Source organism: Enterobacter sp. CCUG 70166 (genome assembly GCF_020224095.1).
Lineage (GTDB): Bacteria > Pseudomonadota > Gammaproteobacteria > Enterobacterales > Enterobacteriaceae > Enterobacter > Enterobacter intestinihominis.
Genome location: NZ_NRIQ01000035.1, coordinates 36529 through 59260, shown reverse-complemented (window position 1 = coordinate 59260; position 22732 = coordinate 36529). Strand labels below are relative to the sequence as shown.

Here is a 22732-nt window from a genome sequence, read left to right as displayed (position 1 = left end):
ACCCGACAATTCTGTTCAGGATATTCCTGAAATTTCTGTTAAGACTGGTTTTCAGGGCTTATGGCGTTAACATAATAAGTGTTTGTTCATAAACACAGGTTCTGATTGACGACGTTGAAGGCTGTATCGTCCCGCATCCGTTTTTTGCTGTTACTCCCCCTTTTTACGGCTGGAGCCGTTCACGGTGCGCCGAAATCCTTCGTGCAGCAGGCGCAAAATCCGTTTGATAACAACGGCGATAGTCTGCCGGATCTCGGTATGGCGCAACCGACTACCGAAGGCGAAAAGCACCTGGCTGAAATGGCAAAGGCCTTCGGTGAAGCCAGTATGATCGATAACGGCCTGACGGCCGGTCAGCAGGCGCGACAGTTCGCGTTTGGCAAGGTGCGGGATGCCGTCAGCGGGGAAGTCAACGAGCAGATTGAATCCTGGCTTTCCCCCTGGGGTAACGCCAACGTCAATGTACTGGTGGATGACGACGGCAACTTTAACGGCAGCAGCGGAAGCTGGTTTATCCCCTGGAACGACAACACCCGCTATCTGAGCTGGAGCCAGCTTGGCCTGACGCAGCAGACAGACGGGCTGGTGAGCAACGTCGGGATCGGGCAGCGCTGGGTTGCCGGAAACTGGCTGCTGGGCTACAACACTTTTTACGACAACCTGCTGGAAGACAACCTGCAACGTGCCGGACTGGGCGCAGAGGCGTGGGGCGAAAACCTTCGCCTGTCGGCCAATTACTACCAGCCGTTCGCTGGCTGGCAGCCGCGTTCCGACATCCGGGAGCAGCGCATGGCGCGCGGGTACGACGTAACGGCCAAAGCCTGGCTTCCCTGGTTTCATCACCTGAACACCAGCGTCAGCTTTGAACAGTATTTTGGCGATAACGTCGATCTGTTTAACAGCGGTACGGGGTATCACAACCCGGTTGCGGTCAACCTGGGGCTGAATTATACCCCCGTTCCGCTGGTCACCCTGACGGCTGCCCATAAGCAGGGGGAGAGCGGCGTTAGCCAGAATAACCTCGGGCTGAAGCTCAACTATCGCTTTGGCGTGCCGCTGGCGAAACAGCTTTCCGCCGGGGAAGTGGCGGCGACGCGCTCGCTGCGGGGTAGCCGCTATGATTCACCTGAGCGTGATAATCTGCCCGTGATGGAATTCCGTCAGCGTAAAACCCTCTCGGTCTATCTGGCCACGCCGCCGTGGGATCTTAAGCCAGGCGAAACTGTGATGCTGAAGCTGCAAATTCGCAGCACGCACGGTATCCGTCAGATCCACTGGCTGGGTGATACCCAGGCGCTCAGCCTGACCTCACCGGCAAACAGCAACAGCAGCGATGGCTGGAGCATAATCATGCCCGCCTGGAACGACGCGGAAGGGGCGAAAAACGAATGGCGGCTTACGGCCGTGGTGGAAGATAAGGATGGGCAGCGTGTCTCCTCCAATGAGATCACGCTTTCCGTGGTGCAACCGCTCGTCGCAATGCCTGCCGACGATCCACGGTGGAAGTTGCTGCCGGATGAGTAAGTTAAAAAATGCGCTCCTGATGCACCCAGACGGCGGCTTCGACGCGGGATTTTAACTTCATTTTCTTCAGCATGTGTTTGACATGCACTTTGACCGTGCTCTCGGTGATGTCCAGACGGCGGGCGATCATTTTGTTCGGCAGACCCTGAGCAATCAGCTTCAGAATGTCGCGCTCGCGCGGGGTCAACTGGCTGACGTCACGGTCAGACGTGGCGCGGTTCGCACGCAGGCTGGCGGCCAGTACCGGCGTTAACGCTTCACTCAGCACCATCTCGCCTGCGGCAGCCTGTTGCAGCGCCTTGAGCAGATCTTCCGGCTCCATATCTTTCAGCAGATAGCCGTCTGCCCCCCGCTTGAGGGCGGTGACCACGTCTTCTTCATGGTTTGAGACGCTGAAGACCACCACCCGGCCAGAGAGGGATTTCTCCCGCAGCTTGTCGAGGGTTTCCAGGCCATTCATGCCCGGCATGTTGAGATCGAGCAAGATCAAATCAGGATCGAGCGATTCGGCAAGTTCAATACCCTGTTCGCCGTTGCTGGCTTCCCCGACGACGGTGATATCGGGCGCCATGCTGACAAGCTGTTTAACGCCAGTGCGCAGCATCGGATGATCGTCAATCAACAGGATAGATGCCGGTTCCTGATTAGTCATGGTTTTCTCCTTGAGCAGTTATGAGGGGCTTTTCGGGTATAAAGGTGACCACGACTTCGGTGCCACCTGACTCTCCCCGGCGAACCTGGCAATCACCGCGCAGGCTTTGCGCGCGGTCTCGCATGATGATTAAACCATAATGGTTCGTTCGTTCGGCATTTTCCGGCACGCCGCGGCCGTTATCCTGAACCCTGAGCTTCACCTGATTATCCTGGCAGCTGACGGTGACCGTGACGGCCGTCGCCTCGGCATGCTTGAGCACGTTGCTCAGGGCTTCACGGGCAATTTGCAGCAAATGGATCGCCTGGTGAGAGGGGACAAAACGCGGTGGCAACTGGTAATCCAGCTTCACCGGGAAGCCCAGCCTGGCACTAAATTCCTGACAGCTGGACTCCAGCGCAGGGCGTAGCCCCGGCTCGGTGAGCTGTAAACGGAAGGTGGTCAGCAGCTCGCGAAGCTGAATCCACGAGGTGTTAAGCTCGTTGCGGATCTGGCTGAGCAGCTGTTTGCTGCTCTCGGGCATGCCTTCGTCCTGCATTTGCAGGCAACTCACCTGCATCTTCATGCAGGAGAGGGACTGGGCGATGGAGTCGTGCAGCTCGCGGGCGATGGTGGCGCGCTCCTCCATCACGATCAGCTGCTGCTGTTTCTCCTGGTGACGGTCGAGCGCCAGCGTGGCCGTGAGCTGCTCTACAAGAGTATCGACCAACTGCTGCTGGTCGTGGCTCAGATGACGTCCGGCGGGCAGGGTGGCCAGCAAAATACCGTACTGGGTATGGCTGTCCATCAGCCGCCACTTGAGGGTCGTGCCGCTGGTGGTAAGCGGCGGCAAGCCGCGCGGGCACAGATGACACCCTTTATCGTCGCAGGAGACGTCCGACTGACAGGTAAATTCCTGATGGTTTTCCTCATCTTCAACGTCATAAACCCGTAGCTCAAGATCGTGGAGCAGAGTCAGGTTTTGCAGGCCGTTCAGTACCGGCGAGAGACGCTCGCAAAGCGGTACCTGCATATGCAGGCGACGGTTCGCCTGCCAGAGGAAAGAGAGGATCTCGTTTTTCTGCTCAAGCCCGGCGGTTTTCTCCTGGACGCGTTTTTCCAGTACCGCGTAGCTTTCAGATAGTTCCGCCGACATGGTGTTGAGCGCCTCGCCGAGCATCGCCATTTCGTTGCGCCCGCTGATGTGCGTGCGTTGGGTAAAATCGCGCTGTGTGACGGCGCGGGCCATTGCCAGGAGTTGCTTCCAGGGGTTAAGCAACCGCGCGCGCAGCCAGATAACCGTGAAAATCAGCAGCAAACCCATAAACAGCGCCATTGCGCGGTGAACCATCACCACGCGGTCAATGCGTAACTCTGTGGTGCGATCGAACGAGGAGACGAGATGATCGATGCGTGAAACAAACCCGGCGACATCCTGGGCGACCGTTTCCCGGTCTTCCGCCCGCTTTAACCCGGGCTTCAGCTGGGTATGCCAGTAGCCCTGAAGCGCCTTAAGCTGAGATTGCTGGCCGTCACGGATGGCGGCTCTTTCCAGTTCAGGGCTGAATGCGGTACGCTCCATTTCGTCGATAAGCGGTTGGTCAGCCTGTGTCAGCGGCACCGACGCCAGCAGCCGGTAACTCTGCATACGTAGCGAGCCTGCCTCGTTGATGGCATGCGCATTACCCTGCACACCCTGTACCAGCCAGCCAGAAATAGCCATGCCGGTCACACCGATAGCGGTGGACAGCAGAACAATAAGCGCCAGCTGGTTAACCAGCGTCAGCGGAGATAAACATCTTTTTAACATAGAGTTGCCGGGCTCCTGACGTGACCTGATTGCAGGAATGGCGCTATTCTGGTGCATACCCTGGAGTATACCCATACCAATAAAGGATTACCTCTAAATTGCCAGAGAGGTAACGGTTAGTGGGTGGACGAAGCAGGGATGCGTCAGCACCGTGAAAAACCACACCTTTTTTACGTTTTGCATCTACTCATTAAGAGTGATGGCTTTTTTTTCGCCGCAAAACCTCCCACTTTTCCTTTGATTTATATCAACTTACCGCCGCCCTAAAGCCCTAATGTTTGCAGCATCATTCGAGAATCAGAGGTGTCTATGAGTCACTCTTCCGCTCCCGAAAGGGAAACTGGTGCCGTTATTACAGACTGGCGTCCAGAGGATCCGGCGTTCTGGCAACAGCGCGGCCACCGTATAGCAAGTCGTAATCTGTGGATTTCCGTGCCATGTCTGTTACTGGCGTTTTGCGTCTGGATGTTGTTCAGTGCGGTTGCGGTTAACCTGCCAAAAGTGGGCTTTACCTTTACCACCGATCAGCTGTTTATGTTGACTGCGTTGCCGTCGCTTTCAGGCGCACTGCTGCGCGTTCCTTACGCGTTTATGGTGCCGGTCTTTGGTGGTCGTCGCTGGACGGCTTTCAGTACCGGGATCATGATCGTGCCGTGCGTGTGGCTCGGTTTTGCGGTGCAGGATACCTCTACACCGTTTAGCGTGTTCGTGATTATCTCTCTGCTGTGCGGCTTTGCGGGGGCGAACTTTGCGTCCAGTATGGCAAACATCAGCTTCTTCTTCCCGAAAGCGAAGCAGGGTGGTGCGCTGGGCATTAACGGCGGTCTGGGTAACATGGGCGTGAGCGTGATGCAGCTGATTGCTCCGCTGGCGATCTCGGTCTCCATCTTTGCGGCGTTTGGCGGCGGCGGTGTGACGCAGCCCGACGGTTCAGTGCTGTTCCTGCAAAATGCCTCCTGGATTTGGGTACCGTTCCTGGTGGTCTTTACCCTGGCGGCATGGTTCTTCATGAACGACCTGTCCGCGTCCAAAGCGTCCCTGAGCGAGCAGCTGCCGGTTCTGAAACGTGGCCACCTGTGGGTAATGGCACTGCTGTATCTGGCGACCTTCGGCTCGTTCATCGGTTTCTCCGCAGGCTTTGCCATGCTGTCGAAAACCCAGTTCCCGGACGTACAGATCCTTCAGTTTGCCTTCTTCGGTCCGTTTATTGGCGCGCTGGCACGTTCGCTGGGCGGGATGATCTCCGACCGTCTGGGCGGAACGCGCGTTACGCTGGTGAACTTTGTATTGATGGCCATCTTCTGTGCACTGCTGTTCCTGACGCTGCCTGCGGGTGGTGAGGGAGGTAACTTCTTTGCCTTCTTCGGCGTCTTCATGGTGCTGTTCCTGACCGCCGGGCTGGGCAGTGCGTCTACTTTCCAGATGATCTCTGTCATCTTCCGCAAGCTGACCATGGACCGCGTGAAAGCGCAGGGCGGGAGCGACGAGCAGGCGATGCGTGAAGCCGCCACCGATACCGCTGCGGCGCTTGGGTTTATCTCTGCGATTGGCGCGATTGGCGGCTTCTTTATTCCAAAAGCGTTCGGTATCTCACTGGATCTGACCGGCTCTCCGGCGGGTGCGATGAAGGTATTCCTCGTCTTCTATATCGCCTGTGTGGTCATCACCTGGCTGGTATATGGCCGTAATACCAAGAAAAACAAGTAAGCTTGATTATCCGTTTGCGCGGCCTGAGTGCCGCGCTTTTTTTAATCGCTAAATAGTTACAACATACTAATAGCGTTTCCCGTAGTCGCACACAGGTAACGCTGTGATCGCCATCGCTTTACAGGAGTCTCTACCCCTTAATACCTAAGATGTTAAATTTTGCTCCGCTTATTGTACGATAAATAAAATATATCCATATAAATCATTAAGTTAATAAATATTAACAGCTACCGCTTTGGTGGTATTTGATCTAATACCCCCCCTCAGAGACCCCCTCCGTCTTGATCGTTATCAATTCTCACCATCTTTCATAGCGTTACCTTCGCTGCAAATCAGCAATGTCGATTTAGAGAGCCACAGGCTCCACACAGGAGATACCCGATGAGCAAATTTTTGGACCGGTTTCGCTACTTCAAACAGAAGGGTGAAACTTTTGCCGATGGGCACGGCCAGGTTCTGGATACCAACCGGGACTGGGAAGACGGTTACCGTCAACGCTGGCAGCATGACAAAGTTGTCCGTTCTACCCACGGTGTAAACTGCACTGGCTCATGTAGCTGGAAGATTTTCGTTAAAAACGGTCTGGTGACCTGGGAAATGCAGCAGACCGACTATCCGCGTACCCGTCCGGATATGCCGAACCATGAACCGCGCGGCTGCCCGCGTGGGGCCAGCTACTCCTGGTATCTCTACAGCGCCAACCGTCTGAAATACCCGCTGATGCGTAAACGCCTGATGAAAATGTGGCGTGAAGCGAAAGTGCAGCACAGCGATCCGGTTGATGCCTGGGCATCCATCATCGAGGACGCCGACAAAGCGAAAAGCTTCAAACAGGCGCGTGGTCGCGGTGGTTTCGTTCGTTCTTCCTGGAAAGAAGTGAACGAGCTGATTGCGGCCTCCAACGTCTATACCGTGAAAACTTACGGTCCTGACCGCGTGGCAGGCTTCTCGCCAATCCCGGCAATGTCGATGGTCTCTTACGCCTCCGGCGCGCGCTACCTGTCACTCATCGGTGGTACCTGCCTGAGCTTCTACGACTGGTACTGCGACCTGCCGCCAGCGTCGCCTCAGACCTGGGGTGAGCAGACCGACGTGCCGGAGTCCGCCGACTGGTATAACTCCAGCTACATCATCGCCTGGGGCTCTAACGTTCCGCAGACCCGTACCCCGGATGCGCACTTCTTTACCGAAGTACGTTACAAAGGGACCAAAACCGTCGCCGTGACCCCGGACTACGCCGAAATCGCCAAACTGTGCGACCTGTGGCTGGCGCCGAAACAGGGTACCGATGCCGCAATGGCGCTGGCGATGGGCCACGTCATGCTGCGTGAATTCCACCTCGACAAGCCAAGCCAGTATTTCACCGATTACGTGCGTCGCTACACCGACATGCCAATGCTGGTGATGCTCGAAGAGCGTGACGGCTATTACGCCGCAGGCCGTATGCTGCGTGCCGCGGATCTGGTGGACGCGCTGGGTCAGGAAAACAACCCGGAGTGGAAAACGGTCGCCTGCAACAGCAACGGCGAGCTGGTGGCGCCAAACGGTTCTATCGGCTTCCGCTGGGGCGAAAAAGGCAAATGGAACCTGGAACAGCGTAACGGCACCACGGGTGAAGAGACAGAACTTCGCCTCAGCATGCTGGGCAGCCAGGACGAAATCGCCGATGTCGGCTTCCCGTACTTTGGTGGTGAAGGTTCCGAGCACTTCAACAAGGTTGAGCTGCAAAACGTTCTGATGCACAAACTGCCGGTTAAACGCCTGCAACTGGCGGACGGTTCTACCGCTCTGGTCACTACGGTCTACGATCTGACCATGGCGAACTATGGCCTGGAGCGCGGTCTGAACGACGAAAACTGCGCGACCAGCTATGACGACGTGAAGGCTTATACACCAGCCTGGGCGGAGCAGATCACCGGTGTGCCACGCGCCCAAATCACCCGTATCGCCCGCGAATTTGCGGAAAACGCAGACAAAACTCACGGTCGCTCCATGATCATCGTCGGTGCCGGTCTGAACCACTGGTATCACCTCGATATGAACTATCGCGGCCTGATCAACATGCTGATCTTCTGCGGCTGCGTCGGGCAGAGCGGCGGCGGCTGGGCGCACTACGTGGGCCAGGAAAAACTGCGTCCGCAGACCGGCTGGCAGCCGCTGGCGTTTGCCCTTGACTGGCAGCGTCCGGCTCGTCACATGAACAGCACCTCCTACTTCTATAACCACTCCAGCCAGTGGCGCTACGAGACGGTGACCGCGCAGGAGCTGCTGTCGCCGATGGCGGATAAATCCCGCTACAGCGGCCATCTGATTGACTTCAACGTGCGCGCTGAACGCATGGGCTGGCTGCCGTCTGCACCACAGTTGGGCACTAACCCGCTGCGCATTGCGGAAGCGGCGAAGAAAGCGGGCATGTCACCGGTGGACTACACCGTGAAATCGCTGAAGGATGGCTCAATCCGTTTTGCGGCAGAACAGCCTGAGAACGGCAAAAACCATCCGCGTAACCTGTTCATCTGGCGCTCCAACCTGCTGGGTTCGTCCGGTAAAGGCCATGAGTACATGCTGAAATACCTGCTCGGTACCGAAAACGGTATTCAGGGTAAGGATCTCGGCAAGCAGGGCGGCGTGAAGCCAGAAGAAGTTGAATGGAAAGACAACGGTCTGGACGGCAAGCTGGATCTGGTGGTAACGCTGGACTTCCGTCTGTCCAGTACCTGCCTGTACTCCGATATCGTGCTGCCTACCGCCACCTGGTACGAAAAAGACGACATGAATACGTCGGATATGCATCCGTTTATTCATCCGCTGTCTGCGGCCGTTGACCCGGCGTGGGAATCAAAAAGCGACTGGGAAATCTATAAAGACATCGCGAAGAAATTCTCCGAAGTCTGTGTAGGGCACCTGGGCAAAGAGACCGACGTGGTGACGCTGCCAATCCAGCACGACTCCGCTGCCGAACTGGCGCAGCCGCTTGACGTGAAGGACTGGAAAAAAGGCGAATGCGACCTGATCCCGGGCGTGACCGCGCCGCACATTATTCCGGTTGAACGTGATTACCCGGCAACGTACGAGCGCTTTACCTCTATCGGTCCGCTGATGGAGAAGATCGGTAACGGCGGTAAAGGCATCGCCTGGAACACCCAGAGCGAAATGGACCTGCTGCGCAAGCTCAATTACACCAAAGCAGACGGCCCGGCCAAAGGCCAGCCAATGCTGAACACGGCAATTGATGCAGCGGAAATGATCCTGACCCTGGCACCGGAAACCAATGGCCACGTGGCGGTGAAAGCGTGGGCGGCTCTGAGTGAATTTACCGGCCGTGACCATACGCATCTGGCGAAGAATAAAGAAGAAGAGAAAATCCGCTTCCGCGATATTCAGGCTCAGCCGCGCAAGATTATCTCCAGCCCGACCTGGTCTGGCCTCGAAGATGAACATGTGTCCTATAACGCCGGATACACCAACGTTCACGAGCTGATCCCATGGCGCACGCTCTCTGGCCGTCAGTCTCTGTATCAGGATCACCAGTGGATGCGTGACTTCGGTGAAAGCCTGCTGGTTTACCGGCCGCCAATCGATACCCGCTCCGTGAAAGCGGTGATGGGGGCGAAATCAAACGGTAACCCTGAGAAGGCGCTGAACTTCCTGACGCCGCACCAGAAGTGGGGTATCCACTCCACCTACAGCGACAACCTGCTGATGCTGACGCTGTCACGCGGGGGGCCGATTGTCTGGATGAGCGAAGCGGACGCCAAAGATCTGGGTATCGAAGATAACGACTGGATCGAAGTGTTCAACAGCAACGGTGCCCTGACGGCACGTGCGGTGGTGAGCCAGCGTGTACCAGCCGGGATGACCATGATGTACCACGCGCAGGAACGTATCGTTAACCTGCCGGGTTCAGAGATCACCGAGCAGCGCGGCGGTATTCACAACTCTGTGACCCGTATTACGCCGAAACCGACGCATATGATCGGCGGCTATGCCCAGCTGGCCTACGGCTTTAACTACTACGGCACTGTAGGATCAAACCGCGATGAGTTCGTGGTGGTACGTAAGATGAAGAATATTAACTGGTTAGATGGCGAAGGAAATGACCAGGTACAGGAGAGCGTAAAATGAAAATTCGTTCACAAGTCGGCATGGTGCTGAATCTGGATAAATGCATCGGCTGTCATACCTGCTCAGTCACCTGTAAAAACGTCTGGACCAGCCGTGAAGGTATGGAGTACGCCTGGTTCAACAACGTGGAAAGTAAGCCGGGCACCGGCTTCCCGACCGACTGGGAAAACCAGGAGAAGTGGAAGGGTGGCTGGATCCGTAAAATCAACGGCAAACTGCAACCGCGCATGGGTAACCGTGCGATGCTGCTCGGTAAAATCTTTGCTAACCCGCATCTGCCGGGCATCGACGATTACTACGAGCCGTTTGATTACGACTATCAGAACCTGCACAACGCGCCGGAAAGCAAACACCAGCCGATCGCCCGTCCTCGCTCGCTGATCACCGGTAAGCGCATGGACAAAATTACCAGCGGTCCAAACTGGGAGGAAATTCTGGGCGGCGAGTTCGAAAAACGCGCCAAAGACCAGAACTTCGAGAACATGCAGAAGGCGATGTACGGCCAGTTCGAAAACACTTTCATGATGTATCTGCCGCGCCTGTGCGAACACTGCCTTAACCCGGCGTGCGTGGCGACCTGCCCAAGCGGCGCCATCTACAAGCGTGAAGAAGATGGCATTGTGCTGATCGACCAGGACAAGTGCCGCGGCTGGCGTATGTGCATCACCGGCTGCCCGTACAAAAAAATCTACTTTAACTGGAAGAGCGGTAAGTCTGAGAAGTGTATCTTCTGCTACCCGCGTATCGAAGCCGGTATGCCGACCGTCTGCTCAGAGAGCTGCGTAGGGCGTATCCGCTACCTCGGCGTGCTGCTGTACGACGCGGATGCGATTGAAAATGCCGCAAGCACCGAGAACGAGAAAGATCTGTATCAGCGTCAGCTGGACGTCTTCCTCGATCCGAACGATCCGAAGGTGATCGAGCAGGCGCTGAAAGACGGTATTCCGCAGAGCGTGATTGACGCCGCACAGCAGTCCCCGGTGTACAAAATGGCGATGGACTGGAAGCTGGCGCTGCCGCTGCACCCGGAATACCGCACGTTGCCGATGGTCTGGTACGTGCCGCCGCTGTCTCCGATTCAGTCTGCGGCTGACGCAGGTGAACTGGGCAGCAACGGCATTCTGCCGGACGTGGAAAGCCTGCGTATTCCGGTTCAGTATCTGGCCAACCTGCTCACCGCAGGGGATACCCAGCCGGTGCTGCTGGCGCTGAAACGTATGCTGGCGATGCGTCACTTCAAACGTGCGGAAACCGTTGACGGCGTTAACGATACCCGCGCGCTGGAAGAGGTCGGCCTGACCGAAGCGCAGGCGCAGGAGATGTACCGCTATCTGGCAATCGCTAACTACGAAGATCGTTTCGTGGTGCCGAGCAGTCACCGCGAGCTGGCTCGCGAGGCCTTCCCGGAGAAAAGTGGGTGTGGCTTTACCTTTGGCGACGGTTGCCACGGGTCAGACAGCAAATTCAACCTGTTCAACAGCCACCGCATCGACGCGATGGATGTGACCAGCAAAACGGAGCCGCACCAATGATTGAACTCGTCATTGTTTCGCGTCTGCTCGAGTACCCTGATGCTGCGCTTGTGCAGCATCAACAGGAACTCTTTGATGCACTCGCGTCATCTGAAAACCTGGATAAAGAGGATGCCCAGACGCTGGGCGTTTTCCTCCGCGACCTGCTGGCGCGCGATCTTCTTGATGCGCAGGCGGACTACAGCCAGCTGTTTGACCGTGGTCGTGCCACGTCTCTATTGCTGTTCGAACACGTTCACGGTGAATCCCGCGACCGTGGTCAGGCGATGGTGGATCTGATGGCCCAGTACGAGCAGCACGGTTTGCAACTCGACAGCCGCGAGCTGCCGGATCACCTGCCTCTGTACCTGGAATATCTGGCGCAGCTGCCGAAAGAGGAAGCGCTGGGCGGGTTGCAGGACATCGCTCCCATTCTGGCGTTGCTCGGCGCACGTCTCCAGCAACGTGAGAGCAATTATGCAGTCCTGTTCGATCTACTGGTGAAACTGGCTAACGCCTCGGTTGACAGTCAAAAAGTGGCGGAAAAAATTGCGGATGAAGCCCGTGACGACACCCCACAAGCACTGGATGCCGTCTGGGAAGAAGAACAGGTGAAATTCTTTGCTGACCAGAGCTGTGGCGAATCTGAAATCTCCGCGCATCAGCGTCGTTTTGCCGGAGCGGTGGCTCCGCAATATTTGAATATCTCTAACGGAGGACAGCACTAATGCACTTCCTGAATATGTTCTTCTTTGACATTTACCCGTATATCGCGGGCACCGTGTTCCTGGTGGGAAGCTGGCTGCGTTATGACTATGGCCAGTACACCTGGCGTGCTGCCTCCAGCCAGATGCTGGATCGTAAAGGGATGAACCTGGCGTCAAACCTGTTCCACATCGGGATTTTGGGTATTTTTGCCGGTCATTTCCTGGGGATGCTGACGCCGCACTGGATGTACGAAGCGTGGCTGCCGATTGAAGTGAAGCAGAAGATGGCGATGCTCGCCGGTGGCGCCTGCGGCGTGATGACCCTGGTGGGTGGGCTGCTGCTGCTGAAACGCCGTCTGTTCAGCCCACGCGTGCGGGCTACCACGACCGGAGCGGACATCCTGATCCTCTCCCTGCTGATGGTGCAGTGTGCGCTGGGTCTGCTGACCATTCCATTCTCTGCGCAGCATATGGACGGCAGCGAGATGATGAAGCTGGTGGGATGGGCGCAGTCTGTCGTGACCTTCCGCGGTGGTGCCTCTGAGCATCTGGACGGCGTGGCGTTCATCTTCCGCGTTCACCTGGTGCTGGGTATGACCCTGTTTGTGCTGTTCCCGTTCTCTCGCCTGGTGCACATCTGGAGTGCGCCGGTGGAGTACCTGACGCGCAAATATCAGATCGTGCGTGCTCGTCGCTGATTCGCTGTATTGATACAACCCCGCATTTGCGGGGTTTTTTTTGTCCTGGAACCAGGGTTTGGTGCGGATGCCGGGTGGCGGCTGCGCCTTACCCGGCCTACGGAATTCACTATGCTCGGATCGAACCCTGGTCGAAGCTTCTCATCTTTCCCCGCATGGGAGAACCATGGGGCATTGTGCTTTTGGAGAGTGCTAAAGAATCTGGAAGTGATGGTGGTGGGGGAAGGATTCGAACCTTCGAAGTCGATGACGGCAGATTTACAGTCTGCTCCCTTTGGCCGCTCGGGAACCCCACCAGGGGTAATTCATATTTTGAGGTAAAGCTGGAGATGGTGGTGGGGGAAGGATTCGAACCTTCGAAGTCGATGACGGCAGATTTACAGTCTGCTCCCTTTGGCCGCTCGGGAACCCCACCACGGGGTAATGCTTTTAACTGGCCTGCTTCCTGTTGGAAGCGGGGCGCATCATATCAAATGAGACGCCCCTGTAAAGCATTCCTTTAGGAAAATGAAGCTGTTTGCCTGCTTTTTATCCGTAAAGGCGTAAAGCTAATCAATTCATTTTCCGAAGGATTAAAGAATAATCGTTCTGTTGCCGTACACAAAGACGCGCTGAGCAAGTACCTGATAAAGCGCACGGCTCAGTACGTTCTTCTCAACGTCACGGCCAGCTCGCATCATATCTTCTGCCGTGTAGGTGTGATCCACGTGGATCACGTCCTGCATGATGATTGGGCCTTCGTCCAGATTATCATTCACGTAGTGCGCGGTTGCGCCAATGATCTTCACCCCACGCTCGTATGCCTGGTGATACGGACGCGCGCCAATAAAGGCTGGCAGGAAGGAGTGGTGGATGTTGATAATTTTGTTCGGGAAGCGCGCCACGAAGGATGGCGTCAGCACGCGCATGTATTTTGCCAGCACCACGTAGTCCGGGTTATGCGCTTCAATCGCAGCAGCCATCAGGTTGTCGTGCTCTTCGCGGGTATGACCTTCATGGCTGACCAGTTCAAACGGAATGTCGAAACGTTCAACCAGCGTACGCAGCGTCTCGTGGTTGCCAATGACGGCGGCAATTTCGACGTCCAGGCCACCGTAGTTGGCTTTCATCAGCAGATCGCCCAGGCAGTGCGCCTCTTTGGTGACCAGAATGACAATGCGGCGACGACCCGCCGGGTTTAGCTCGCGCACCGAGCCTTCCGGCAGGGCGCTGTCCAGATCGGCAAGCAGGGTTGTGTCGTTGAAAATACCTTCCAGCTCGGTACGCATAAAGAAGCGACCGGTACGGTGGTCAACGAACTCGTTGTTCTGCACGATATTCAGTTCATGCTTGTAGCAAATGTTGGTAATTCGTGCGATCAGTCCTTTTTGATCGGGACAGATAGTGCGCAGAACTTTACGTTGTAATGATTGCATCGCCGGGAAATCCTGTTTATGTATTTGCGAAGTCTGAGTTGTCAGGCATTACTGCCGCAACACTTTTTAAATTTTTTTCCTGAACCACAGGGGCAGGGATCGTTACGACCGAATTGCGGACGTGTGCCGTCAATATAATACCATTGCCCGCTGTCCTTTAAGAACCGTGAGCGTTCAATGATGGCGCCGGGTTTGTTTTGTTCGCTAAAGCGGGCGACAAAACTGACATAGCCCTCGTTGGCATCGCGGCCGGGAGCGGCATCAAAGACGGTAAGGCCCAGCCAGACGGTGTTGGCAAATCCGGCTTCAATCTCTTGCCGAAAATCGGCAGCATCACAGGACGGATGCCAGGTTTTAATCAGGTAGTCTGCGTTTTTGATCACAAAAGCAGTATACCGCGAGCGCATAAGGTGTGACGGGTCTGGTGCAACCTGCTCGCCAGAAAGATATCGCTGGCAACATAGGCTATACTCCAGAGCGCTACCACAGGGGCAGAGTTGAGACACGATTCTCTTCCTGGAACAAAAAATAAGGCGTTAAACGCTTAAGGTAGCAATATGTTAACTGAGCAGGTGCGTTGACGCTATGGCGGGAATCCAGGGGAAGTAAAACAGGGCTAATGAGAAAGGTAAAAATTGGACTGGCGTTGGGCTCAGGTGCAGCCCGGGGTTGGTCACATATTGGCGTTATCAATACCTTAAACCAGATGGGGATTGACGTTGATATTGTCGCAGGATGTTCTATCGGGTCGCTGGTCGGATCCGCGTACGCCTGCGGTAAGCTCCCGCAGCTTGAAAGCTGGGTGCGCTCCTTTAGTTACTGGGATGTACTGCGCCTGATGGATCTCTCCTGGCAGCGTGGCGGCCTGCTGCGCGGCGAACGCGTATTCAATCAGTTTCGTAAGATAATGCCCCTCGCTGACTTCAGCCACTGCCAAATGCCTTTCGGCGCCGTTGCAACCAACCTCAGTACTGGCAGGGAGTTATGGCTCACCGAAGGGGATATTCATCTCGCCGTTCGCGCATCCTGTAGCATGCCTGGGTTAATGGCGCCTGTGCCTCATAATGGCTACTGGCTCGTTGATGGCGGCGTGGTGAATCCTGTGCCCATCTCTCTGACGCGCGCCATGGGGGCAGATATCGTCATTGCAGTTGATTTACAGCACGACGCTCACCTTATGCAGCAGGATTTGATGCCGGTTAATCTTCAGAGCGATGATGCGGAAGAAGAGAAACTTGCCTGGCATGCGCGTTTACGCGGCAGAATAGGGCGCCTGACTGCCCGTCGCACGGTGACCGCGCCGAACGCCATTGAAATCATGACGACCTCCATTCAAATTCTTGAGAATCGCCTGAAGCGAAACCGTATGGCTGGCGATCCTCCGGATATTCTTATTCAGCCCTATTGTCCACAAATCTCTACCCTTGATTTCCACCGGGCTGAGGCCGCCATAGCAGCGGGCTCGTTAGCCGTCGAAAAGAAAATAGATGAACTGTTGCCTTTTGTGCGTACAGCACGTTAAGCACTTTTTTGATTACTTCAGCAAAATCTGACAGGCGATAGTACCAATAGCATGCCACTATTGAGTAACTGTCAGCCAGGGGAGGAACCATGACACAGCCATTGGCCGGAAAACATATTTTGATAGTAGAAGACGAGCCCGTTTTCCGATCGCTACTGGATTCGTGGTTATCCTCACTGGGTGCAACCACGTCCCTTGCCGAAGATGGCGTCGAGGCACTGGAAAAAATGGCCAGCATGGCGCCAGATCTGATGATCTGCGATCTCGAGATGCCGCGCATGGACGGATTAATGCTGGTGGAGAACCTGCGTAACGAAGGTTATCAGACACCGATACTGGTGATCTCGGCGACCGAAAATATGGCGGATATTGCTAAGGCGTTGCGTTTGGGTGTGCAGGATATCCTGCTCAAACCGGTTAAAGATTTAAACCGACTGCGTGAAACGGTGTTGGCCTGCCTGTATCCCAATATGTTTAATTCCCGGGTGGAAGAAGAAGAACGTCTTTTCCAGGACTGGGATGCTTTAGTCAGTAATCCGCTCGCGGCCGCGAAGCTGCTTCAGGAACTTCAGCCGCCGGTGCAGCAAAATATCTCTCATTGCAGAGTAAATTATCGCCAGCTGGTAGCGGCTGACCAGCCTGGACTGGTGCTGGATATTGCGCCGCTATCAGATTCCGACCTCGCTTTTTATTGCCTGGATGTTACCCGAGCGGGAGATAACGGCGTTCTGGCGGCCTTATTACTCCGTGCGCTGTTTAATGGATTGCTACAGGAACAATTATCCCATCAGGGGCAACGACTTCCTGAGTTAGGCAGTTTACTAAAACAGGTCAACCAACTTTTTCGCCAGGCCAATTTGCCGGGGCAGTTCCCGCTTCTGGTTGGCTATTATCACAGCGGGTTGAATAACCTTATTCTGGTCTCTGCTGGATTAAATGCCACGCTGAATACCGGCGAACACCATATACAGGTGAGTAACGGTGTGCCGTTGGGAACGTTGGGTAATACTTACCTTAATCAAATTAGCCATCGCTGCACCACCTGGCAGTGCCAAATTTGGGGTGCCGGTGGGCGGTTACGCTTAATGTTGTCCACGGAGTAAGCAGTCAGATTTTATTTTTCAGATTGCTTTACCTGTGTTTTTGCTGGCAGTGCTACTATCGCTGCAAGTTTCATGCGTATTTGTCTTAATTGATCGGCAACGCGTTCTTTTCAGACCCGTATTAGTGGCTGAGACTGTATACTCAACGCGTTATTCAATGCATAAAAGTTCAAAACTTGAACAGTTCAGGAGAATTTCAATGGCTGCCCTAAATTCGAAAGTCAGAAAGGCCGTTATCCCGGTGGCGGGATTGGGTACCAGGATGTTGCCAGCGACGAAGGCAATCCCAAAAGAGATGCTGCCTCTGGTTGATAAGCCATTAATCCAGTATGTCGTGAATGAGTGTATTGCGGCAGGTATCACCGAAATTGTACTGGTGACGCATTCATCTAAAAACTCTATCGAAAACCATTTCGATACCAGTTTCGAACTCGAAGCAATGCTGGAAAAACGCGTAAAGCGCCAGCTGCTGGAGGAAGTGCAGTCTATTTGCCCTCCACACGTTACCATTATGCAGGTTCGTCAGGGCCTGGCGAAGGGCCTGGGGCACGCAGTATTGTGTGCACATCCGGTAGTGGGTGATGAGCCGGTCGCGGTTATTCTGCCCGACGTGATCCTTGATGAGTATGAGTCCGATCTTTCCCAGGAAAACCTGGCGGAAATGATTAAACGCTTCGACGAAACCGGCAGCAGCCAGATTATGGTTGAGCCAGTCGACGATGTGACTGCTTACGGTGTGGTTGACTGCAAAGGTGTTGCCCTGCAACCTGGTGAAAGCGTACCAATGGTTGGCGTTGTTGAAAAACCTAAAGCGGACGTCGCGCCGTCTAACCTTGCTGTCGTTGGCCGTTACGTACTGAGTGCTGAAATCTGGGCGCTGCTGGCCAAAACGCCTCCGGGTGCGGGCGATGAAATCCAGCTGACGGATGCTATCGATATGCTGATCGAGAAAGAGACCGTGGAAGCCTACCACATGAAAGGTAAGAGCCATGACTGCGGTAATAAGCTCGGTTATATGCAGGCATTCGTCGAATATGGCATTCGCCATAACAGCCTGGGTGAAGAATTTAAAGCCTGGCTCAAAGGTAGCGTGGGTATTAAGTAATAAACTCACGGACCAGTGAACAAGACCGGTGTGGCGATGCCCACCGGTTTTTTTATGCCTGTCGATCCGTAATTGGCTGGAGATTGTCAAGGACGTTAAATAGTGAGCCTGGCAATATGACAGAATGTAAGGAGATGTTCGGGGTATATTATGGGCATAAAAAATCCCGCATTAAGCGGGATTTTTCAGAATCTTTCCAGATTAATCCTTGATCAGGAAGTCATCCAGTTGTTTACCTTGTTCGTCCATAGCTTTCTTGATTACAGCAGGAGTACGACCCTGGCCGGTCCAGGTTTTCTCTTCGCCGTTCTCGTCGATGTAGCTATATTTAGCAGGACGTGCTGCGCGTTTTGCTTTGGTACCGGTTTTGGCCGCAGCCATGCTGTTCAGCAATTCGTTTGGATCGATACCATCGGCAATCAGCATTTCGCGATACTGTTGCAGTTTACGTGTACGTTCTTCGATTTCAGCCGCTGCTGCGCTTTCTTCTTCACGACGTTCGTTAACGACAACTTCTAATTTTTCGAGCATCTCTTCAAGCGTTTCAAGGGTACATTCTCTTGCCTGCGCACGAAGAGTACGGATGTTGTTCAGAATTTTAAGTGCTTCGCTCATTGTAGTAATCTCAAACTTATAATGGGGGTGGGTTTGTTGTCCTAATAATAGAGCGTTAATTTCACTTGTGCAATAGGTTGGAATGTAAGGAATTCAAAAAATACAAAATTAATGACGCTATTATTAATTACGCTAACTTAAATTTCATTGTTTGCTGGGGCGATGAGATATCGTTTCAAACGGCAAAAGCGCGTCATTTGCATGTTTGTTTTGTGACTTTTACCTCAGGAATTATAGTTGCGGTTGATAAATATCAGCCTTTCGTATTACTCCGGCTAAGCGCAGCGAACAGAAGAATAGTTAATAAATAGTGAATTTTAAAGATTGCAGAAGCCACTATAAAAAGAAGTGTTATCTCCGGTGTCGAGCTCGCCTTATTGTCCGTGCTAAAAGCCTTTACTGTCTGTTTTAACGCATTATTTTGCGCTATCAACGAAGAGTTTATTGGTGCAGAACAGCCTGGAGCACGCAGCCCGCCGCTGATGACAATACAAAATATGGTACAATGATCCATCGGGAATATTACACATTGATTAGGGTTCTTCGGCCAATGGCACAACTTTATTTCTACTATTCGGCAATGAATGCAGGGAAATCGACGGCGTTACTGCAATCCTCATACAATTATCAGGAGCGGGGGATGCGTACCGTTGTTTATACCGCCGAAATCGACGATCGCTTTGGGGCAGGGAAGGTAAGCTCAAGAATAGGGCTCTCGTCGCCTGCAAGGCTGTTTAACCCTGAAACGGACCTGCTTGAGGACATTCGTGCCCAGCATGCCTCTAAGCCTGTCCATTGCGTGCTGGTAGATGAAAGCCAGTTCCTGACCCGTGAGCAGGTCCATGCACTTTCAGAGGTCGTTGATGAGCTGGATATTCCCGTTCTTTGCTATGGATTACGCACTGACTTTCGCGGTGAGTTATTTGCCGGTAGCCAGTATCTGCTCGCCTGGTCGGATAAGCTGGTTGAGCTGAAAACTATCTGCTTTTGTGGCCGCAAGGCAAGTATGGTTCTTCGCCTGGACCAGTCGGGTAAGCCTTATGCTGATGGCGAGCAGGTGGTGATAGGTGGCAATGAACGTTATGTCTCGGTCTGCCGCAAGCATTATAAAGAGGCGTTGGCTGTAGGCTCGCTGACGGCGTTACAGGGCGACAATCGCAAATAAAAAAAATGTCTTACGGATCCTCAGATATAAAAAAACCCGCCAGCGGCGGGTTTTTTTCACACTGTCAATCAAGCATTTTTCTTCGCTTTCTTGTCAGCCTTTACAACTGCGGGGATGTCAACTTTTACGGCAGCGACATCGCTTTCAGTGAAGTTACGACCGTAATAGGTATCCAGCAGGATCTGTTTCAGTTCGGAAATCAGTGGGTAGCGCGGGTTAGCACCAGTACACTGGTCATCGAATGCATCTTCAGACAGCTTATCTACGTGAGCGAGGAAGTCAGCTTCCTGAACGCCTGCTTCGCGGATAGATTTAGGAATACCCAGTTCAGCCTTCAGGCTTTCCAGCCATGCCAGCAGTTTCTCGATCTTCGCTGCAGTACGGTCGCCCGGTGCGCTCAGACCCAGGTGGTCTGCGATTTCAGCGTAGCGACGACGAGCTTGCGGACGGTCGTACTGGCTGAATGCAGTCTGCTTGGTTGGGTTGTCGTTGGCGTTATAGCGGATAACGTTGCTGATCAACAGGGCGTTCGCCAGACCGTGAGGAATGTGGAACTGTGAACCCAGCTTGTGCGCCATGGAGTGACAGACACCCAGGAAGGCGTTAGCAAATGCAATGCCCGCGATGGTTGCCGCACTGTGTACACGTTCACGAGCTACAGGGTTTTTCGCACCTTCGTTGTAAGAAGCTGGCAGGTTTTCTTTCAGCAGTTTCAGTGCCTGTAAAGCCTGACCGTCAGAGAACTCAGAAGCCAGTACGGAAACGTAAGCTTCCAGGGCGTGAGTTACCGCATCCAGACCACCGAACGCACACAGTGATTTCGGCATTTCCATGACCAGGTTGGCGTCAACGATAGCCATATCTGGCGTCAGTGCGTAGTCAGCCAGCGGATATTTCTGACCCGTTGCGTCATCAGTCACAACAGCAAATGGCGTCACTTCTGAACCGGTACCGGAAGTGGTGGTGACGGCGATCATTTTCGCTTTCACGCCCATTTTCGGGAACTTGTAGATACGTTTACGGATATCCATAAAGCGCAGCGCCAGTTCTTCGAAGTGGGTTTCCGGATGCTCGTACATGACCCACATAATTTTCGCGGCGTCCATTGGGGAACCGCCACCCAGTGCGATGATCACATCAGGTTTGAAGGAGTTAGCCAGTTCAGCGCCTTTACGTACAACGCTCAGGGTTGGGTCAGCTTCAACTTCAAAAAAGACTTCAGTTTCGACGCCAGACGCTTTCAGAACAGAGGTGATCTGGTCTGCATAGCCATTGTTGAACAGGAAACGGTCAGTCACGATGAGCGCACGTTTGTGGCCATCAGTAATCACTTCGTCCAGCGCGATTGGCAGAGAGCCGCGGCGGAAGTAGATAGATTTCGGAAGTTTGTGCCACAACATGTTTTCAGCTCGCTTAGCAACGGTTTTCTTGTTGATCAGGTGTTTTGGACCAACGTTTTCAGAGATGGAGTTACCACCCCAGGAACCACAACCCAGAGTCAGGGAAGGTGCGAGTTTGAAGTTATACAGGTCACCGATACCACCCTGAGAAGCAGGGGTGTTGATCAGGATACGTGCCGTCTTCATCTTCTGACCGAAGTAAGCAACACGCTCTGGCTGGTTATCCTGGTCGGTGTACAGGCAAGAGGTGTGGCCGATACCGCCCATCGCCACCAGCTTCTCTGCTTTTTCTACCGCGTCATCGAAATCTTTCGCACGGTACATTGCCAGTGTCGGGGACAGTTTTTCGTGAGCAAACGGCTCACTTTCATCAACGACTTTCACTTCACCAATCAGAATCTTGGTGGAAGCAGGGACGCTAAAGCCGGCGAGTTCAGCGATTTTATACGCTGGCTGACCTACGATAGCTGCGTTCAGTGCACCATTTTTCAGAATCACGTCCTGAACGGCTTTCAGTTCTTTACCTTGCAACAGGTAGCCGCCGTGGCTGGCGAAACGTTCACGAACGGCGTCGTATACCGAATCAACCACGACAACAGACTGTTCAGATGCACAGATAACGCCGTTATCGAAGGTTTTCGACATCAGCACAGAGGCAACTGCACGCTTGATATCTGCCGTTTCGTCGATCACAACAGGAGTATTACCTGCGCCTACGCCGATGGCTGGTTTACCGGAGCTGTATGCTGCTTTAACCATACCAGGACCGCCGGTCGCCAGGATTAGGTTAATGTCCGGGTGATGCATCAGGGCATTGGACAGTTCAACAGAAGGTTGGTCGATCCAACCGATCAGATCTTTTGGCGCACCCGCAGCAATGGCAGCCTGAAGCACGATATCCGCTGCTTTGTTGGTGGCGTCTTTCGCACGTGGATGCGGGGAGAAAATGATTGCGTTACGTGTTTTCAGACTGATAAGAGATTTGAAGATGGCGGTAGAGGTTGGGTTAGTGGTTGGAACGATACCGCAAATAATGCCGATGGGTTCAGCGATAGTGATGGTGCCAAAAGTGTCGTCTTCTGACAGCACACCGCAGGTTTTCTCATCTTTATAGGCGTTGTAGATATACTCTGAAGCAAAGTGGTTTTTGATCACTTTATCTTCAACGATACCCATACCGGATTCGGCAACGGCCATTTTAGCGAGAGGGATTCGAGCATCTGCAGCAGCCAGAGCGGCCGCGCGGAAGATTTTATCAACCTGTTCTTGGGTGAAATTGGCATATTCACGCTGGGCTTTTTTCACGCGCTCGACGAGGGCGTTCAGTTCAGCGATATTGGTAACAGCCATAATGCTCTCCTGATAATGTTTAAACTCTTTTAGTAAACCAGCGCTCGATACGTCTGACAGTATAGTCAGAGCCGATCCCACTTGCGTAACACACAGTAAAACAAAGGATTACTCACTGCTTCCGCTCACTAATTTACTAAAAGAGCCTTACCTTAGCATCATACCTTTTTGATAGGTGATCTCCCTGGCGGCGTAACCAAGATTACTCACTTCTGAGTACGAAAATTATGATCAAGATCAATTTTGTCCTAAGCTGATACCTTTCAGCAGGGTTATTTTGTGCTAATTATTCCAGTGTTAAATAATTAAGTAACTATTGGAAGTGGCGCTATCATTGATTATAC

Annotated in this window: 16 protein-coding genes and 2 tRNA genes; 10 read left to right on the top strand and 8 right to left on the bottom strand. The window is 53.8% G+C overall.

What is annotated here, in order from left to right:
• Nucleotides 1-105: 105 nt before the first annotated feature.
• Nucleotides 106-1524, top strand: a complete 1419-nt coding sequence (locus CKK19_RS14465; RefSeq protein ID WP_023306424.1) for a YchO/YchP family invasin — start codon at nucleotides 106-108, stop codon at nucleotides 1522-1524.
• A 1-nt stretch (nucleotide 1525) separates the two neighbouring features.
• Here the strand turns inward: CKK19_RS14465 and narL are convergent, their stop codons facing one another.
• Together narL and narX are read right to left on the bottom strand one after the other, a co-directional pair.
• The gene (gene narL, locus CKK19_RS14460) at nucleotides 1526-2176 is read right to left on the bottom strand and encodes a two-component system response regulator NarL (RefSeq protein WP_003856701.1); all 651 of its coding nucleotides are present in this window, start codon (nucleotides 2174-2176) and stop codon (nucleotides 1526-1528) included.
• Complete coding sequence (gene narX, locus CKK19_RS14455) at nucleotides 2169-3965, bottom strand: nitrate/nitrite two-component system sensor histidine kinase NarX (protein ID WP_063853514.1); 1797 nt, start codon at nucleotides 3963-3965, stop codon at nucleotides 2169-2171. Before narX ends, narL begins: the two co-directional genes overlap by 8 nt.
• 309 nt (nucleotides 3966-4274) lie before the next feature.
• On the opposite strand from narX, the gene CKK19_RS14450 reads away from it, so the two are divergent.
• The 5 genes from CKK19_RS14450 (at nucleotide 4275) to narI (ending at nucleotide 12713) form a co-directional block, all read left to right on the top strand.
• Entirely contained in the window at nucleotides 4275-5672 is a 1398-nt protein-coding gene (locus CKK19_RS14450) for a NarK family nitrate/nitrite MFS transporter (protein WP_022648363.1), read from the top strand.
• Between the two features lie 381 nt (nucleotides 5673-6053).
• The gene (locus tag CKK19_RS14445; RefSeq protein ID WP_023300281.1) at nucleotides 6054-9797 is read left to right on the top strand and encodes a nitrate reductase subunit alpha; all 3744 of its coding nucleotides are present in this window, start codon (nucleotides 6054-6056) and stop codon (nucleotides 9795-9797) included.
• A complete protein-coding gene (gene narH / locus CKK19_RS14440; protein ID WP_063853513.1) occupies nucleotides 9794-11329 on the top strand; it encodes a nitrate reductase subunit beta in 1536 nt (511 codons plus the stop codon). Before CKK19_RS14445 ends, narH begins: the two co-directional genes overlap by 4 nt.
• Nucleotides 11326-12036 carry a nitrate reductase molybdenum cofactor assembly chaperone gene (narJ, locus tag CKK19_RS14435; protein ID WP_045308273.1) on the top strand — a complete coding sequence of 237 codons (711 nt, stop codon included), beginning with the start codon at nucleotides 11326-11328 and terminating at the stop codon, nucleotides 12034-12036. The genes narH and narJ overlap by 4 nt, the downstream gene beginning before the upstream one ends.
• The gene (narI, locus tag CKK19_RS14430; RefSeq protein WP_022648359.1) at nucleotides 12036-12713 is read left to right on the top strand and encodes a respiratory nitrate reductase subunit gamma; all 678 of its coding nucleotides are present in this window, start codon (nucleotides 12036-12038) and stop codon (nucleotides 12711-12713) included. The genes narJ and narI overlap by 1 nt, the downstream gene beginning before the upstream one ends.
• Before the next feature lie 211 nt (nucleotides 12714-12924).
• Here the strand turns inward: narI and CKK19_RS14425 are convergent.
• From CKK19_RS14425 to CKK19_RS14410, 4 genes are all read right to left on the bottom strand, one after another.
• Nucleotides 12925-13009, bottom strand: a tRNA-Tyr gene (locus CKK19_RS14425).
• Between the two features lie 34 nt (nucleotides 13010-13043).
• Nucleotides 13044-13128 (bottom strand) — tRNA-Tyr (locus CKK19_RS14420).
• A 157-nt stretch (nucleotides 13129-13285) separates the two neighbouring features.
• The gene (purU, locus tag CKK19_RS14415; protein ID WP_003856715.1) at nucleotides 13286-14128 is read right to left on the bottom strand and encodes a formyltetrahydrofolate deformylase; all 843 of its coding nucleotides are present in this window, start codon (nucleotides 14126-14128) and stop codon (nucleotides 13286-13288) included.
• 41 nt (nucleotides 14129-14169) lie between these two features.
• The gene (locus CKK19_RS14410; protein WP_022648358.1) at nucleotides 14170-14634 is read right to left on the bottom strand and encodes a YchJ family protein; all 465 of its coding nucleotides are present in this window, start codon (nucleotides 14632-14634) and stop codon (nucleotides 14170-14172) included.
• Between the two features lie 113 nt (nucleotides 14635-14747).
• Between CKK19_RS14410 and rssA the strand changes: the two genes are divergently transcribed.
• From rssA to galU, 3 genes are all read left to right on the top strand, one after another.
• Complete coding sequence (rssA, locus tag CKK19_RS14405; protein WP_022648357.1) at nucleotides 14748-15650, top strand: patatin-like phospholipase RssA; 903 nt, start codon at nucleotides 14748-14750, stop codon at nucleotides 15648-15650.
• An 89-nt stretch (nucleotides 15651-15739) separates the two neighbouring features.
• On the top strand, nucleotides 15740-16753 hold the full coding sequence (gene rssB, locus CKK19_RS14400; RefSeq protein WP_225455166.1) for a two-component system response regulator RssB: 1014 nt from the start codon (nucleotides 15740-15742) through the stop codon (nucleotides 16751-16753).
• Between the two features lie 199 nt (nucleotides 16754-16952).
• The gene (galU, locus tag CKK19_RS14395) at nucleotides 16953-17858 is read left to right on the top strand and encodes a UTP--glucose-1-phosphate uridylyltransferase GalU (RefSeq protein ID WP_022648355.1); all 906 of its coding nucleotides are present in this window, start codon (nucleotides 16953-16955) and stop codon (nucleotides 17856-17858) included.
• A gap of 201 nt (nucleotides 17859-18059) precedes the next feature.
• Here galU and hns read toward each other — a convergent pair whose 3' ends face one another.
• A complete protein-coding gene (gene hns, locus CKK19_RS14390) occupies nucleotides 18060-18473 on the bottom strand; it encodes a histone-like nucleoid-structuring protein H-NS (RefSeq protein ID WP_003856724.1) in 414 nt (137 codons plus the stop codon).
• Between the two features lie 550 nt (nucleotides 18474-19023).
• Here hns and tdk point away from each other — a divergent pair.
• A complete protein-coding gene (gene tdk, locus CKK19_RS14385; RefSeq protein ID WP_032622434.1) occupies nucleotides 19024-19638 on the top strand; it encodes a thymidine kinase in 615 nt (204 codons plus the stop codon).
• 68 nt (nucleotides 19639-19706) lie between these two features.
• Here the strand turns inward: tdk and adhE are convergent, their stop codons facing one another.
• Nucleotides 19707-22388, bottom strand: a complete 2682-nt coding sequence (gene adhE, locus CKK19_RS14380) for a bifunctional acetaldehyde-CoA/alcohol dehydrogenase (protein ID WP_063853512.1) — start codon at nucleotides 22386-22388, stop codon at nucleotides 19707-19709.
• Between the last annotated feature and the right edge of the window lie 344 nt (nucleotides 22389-22732).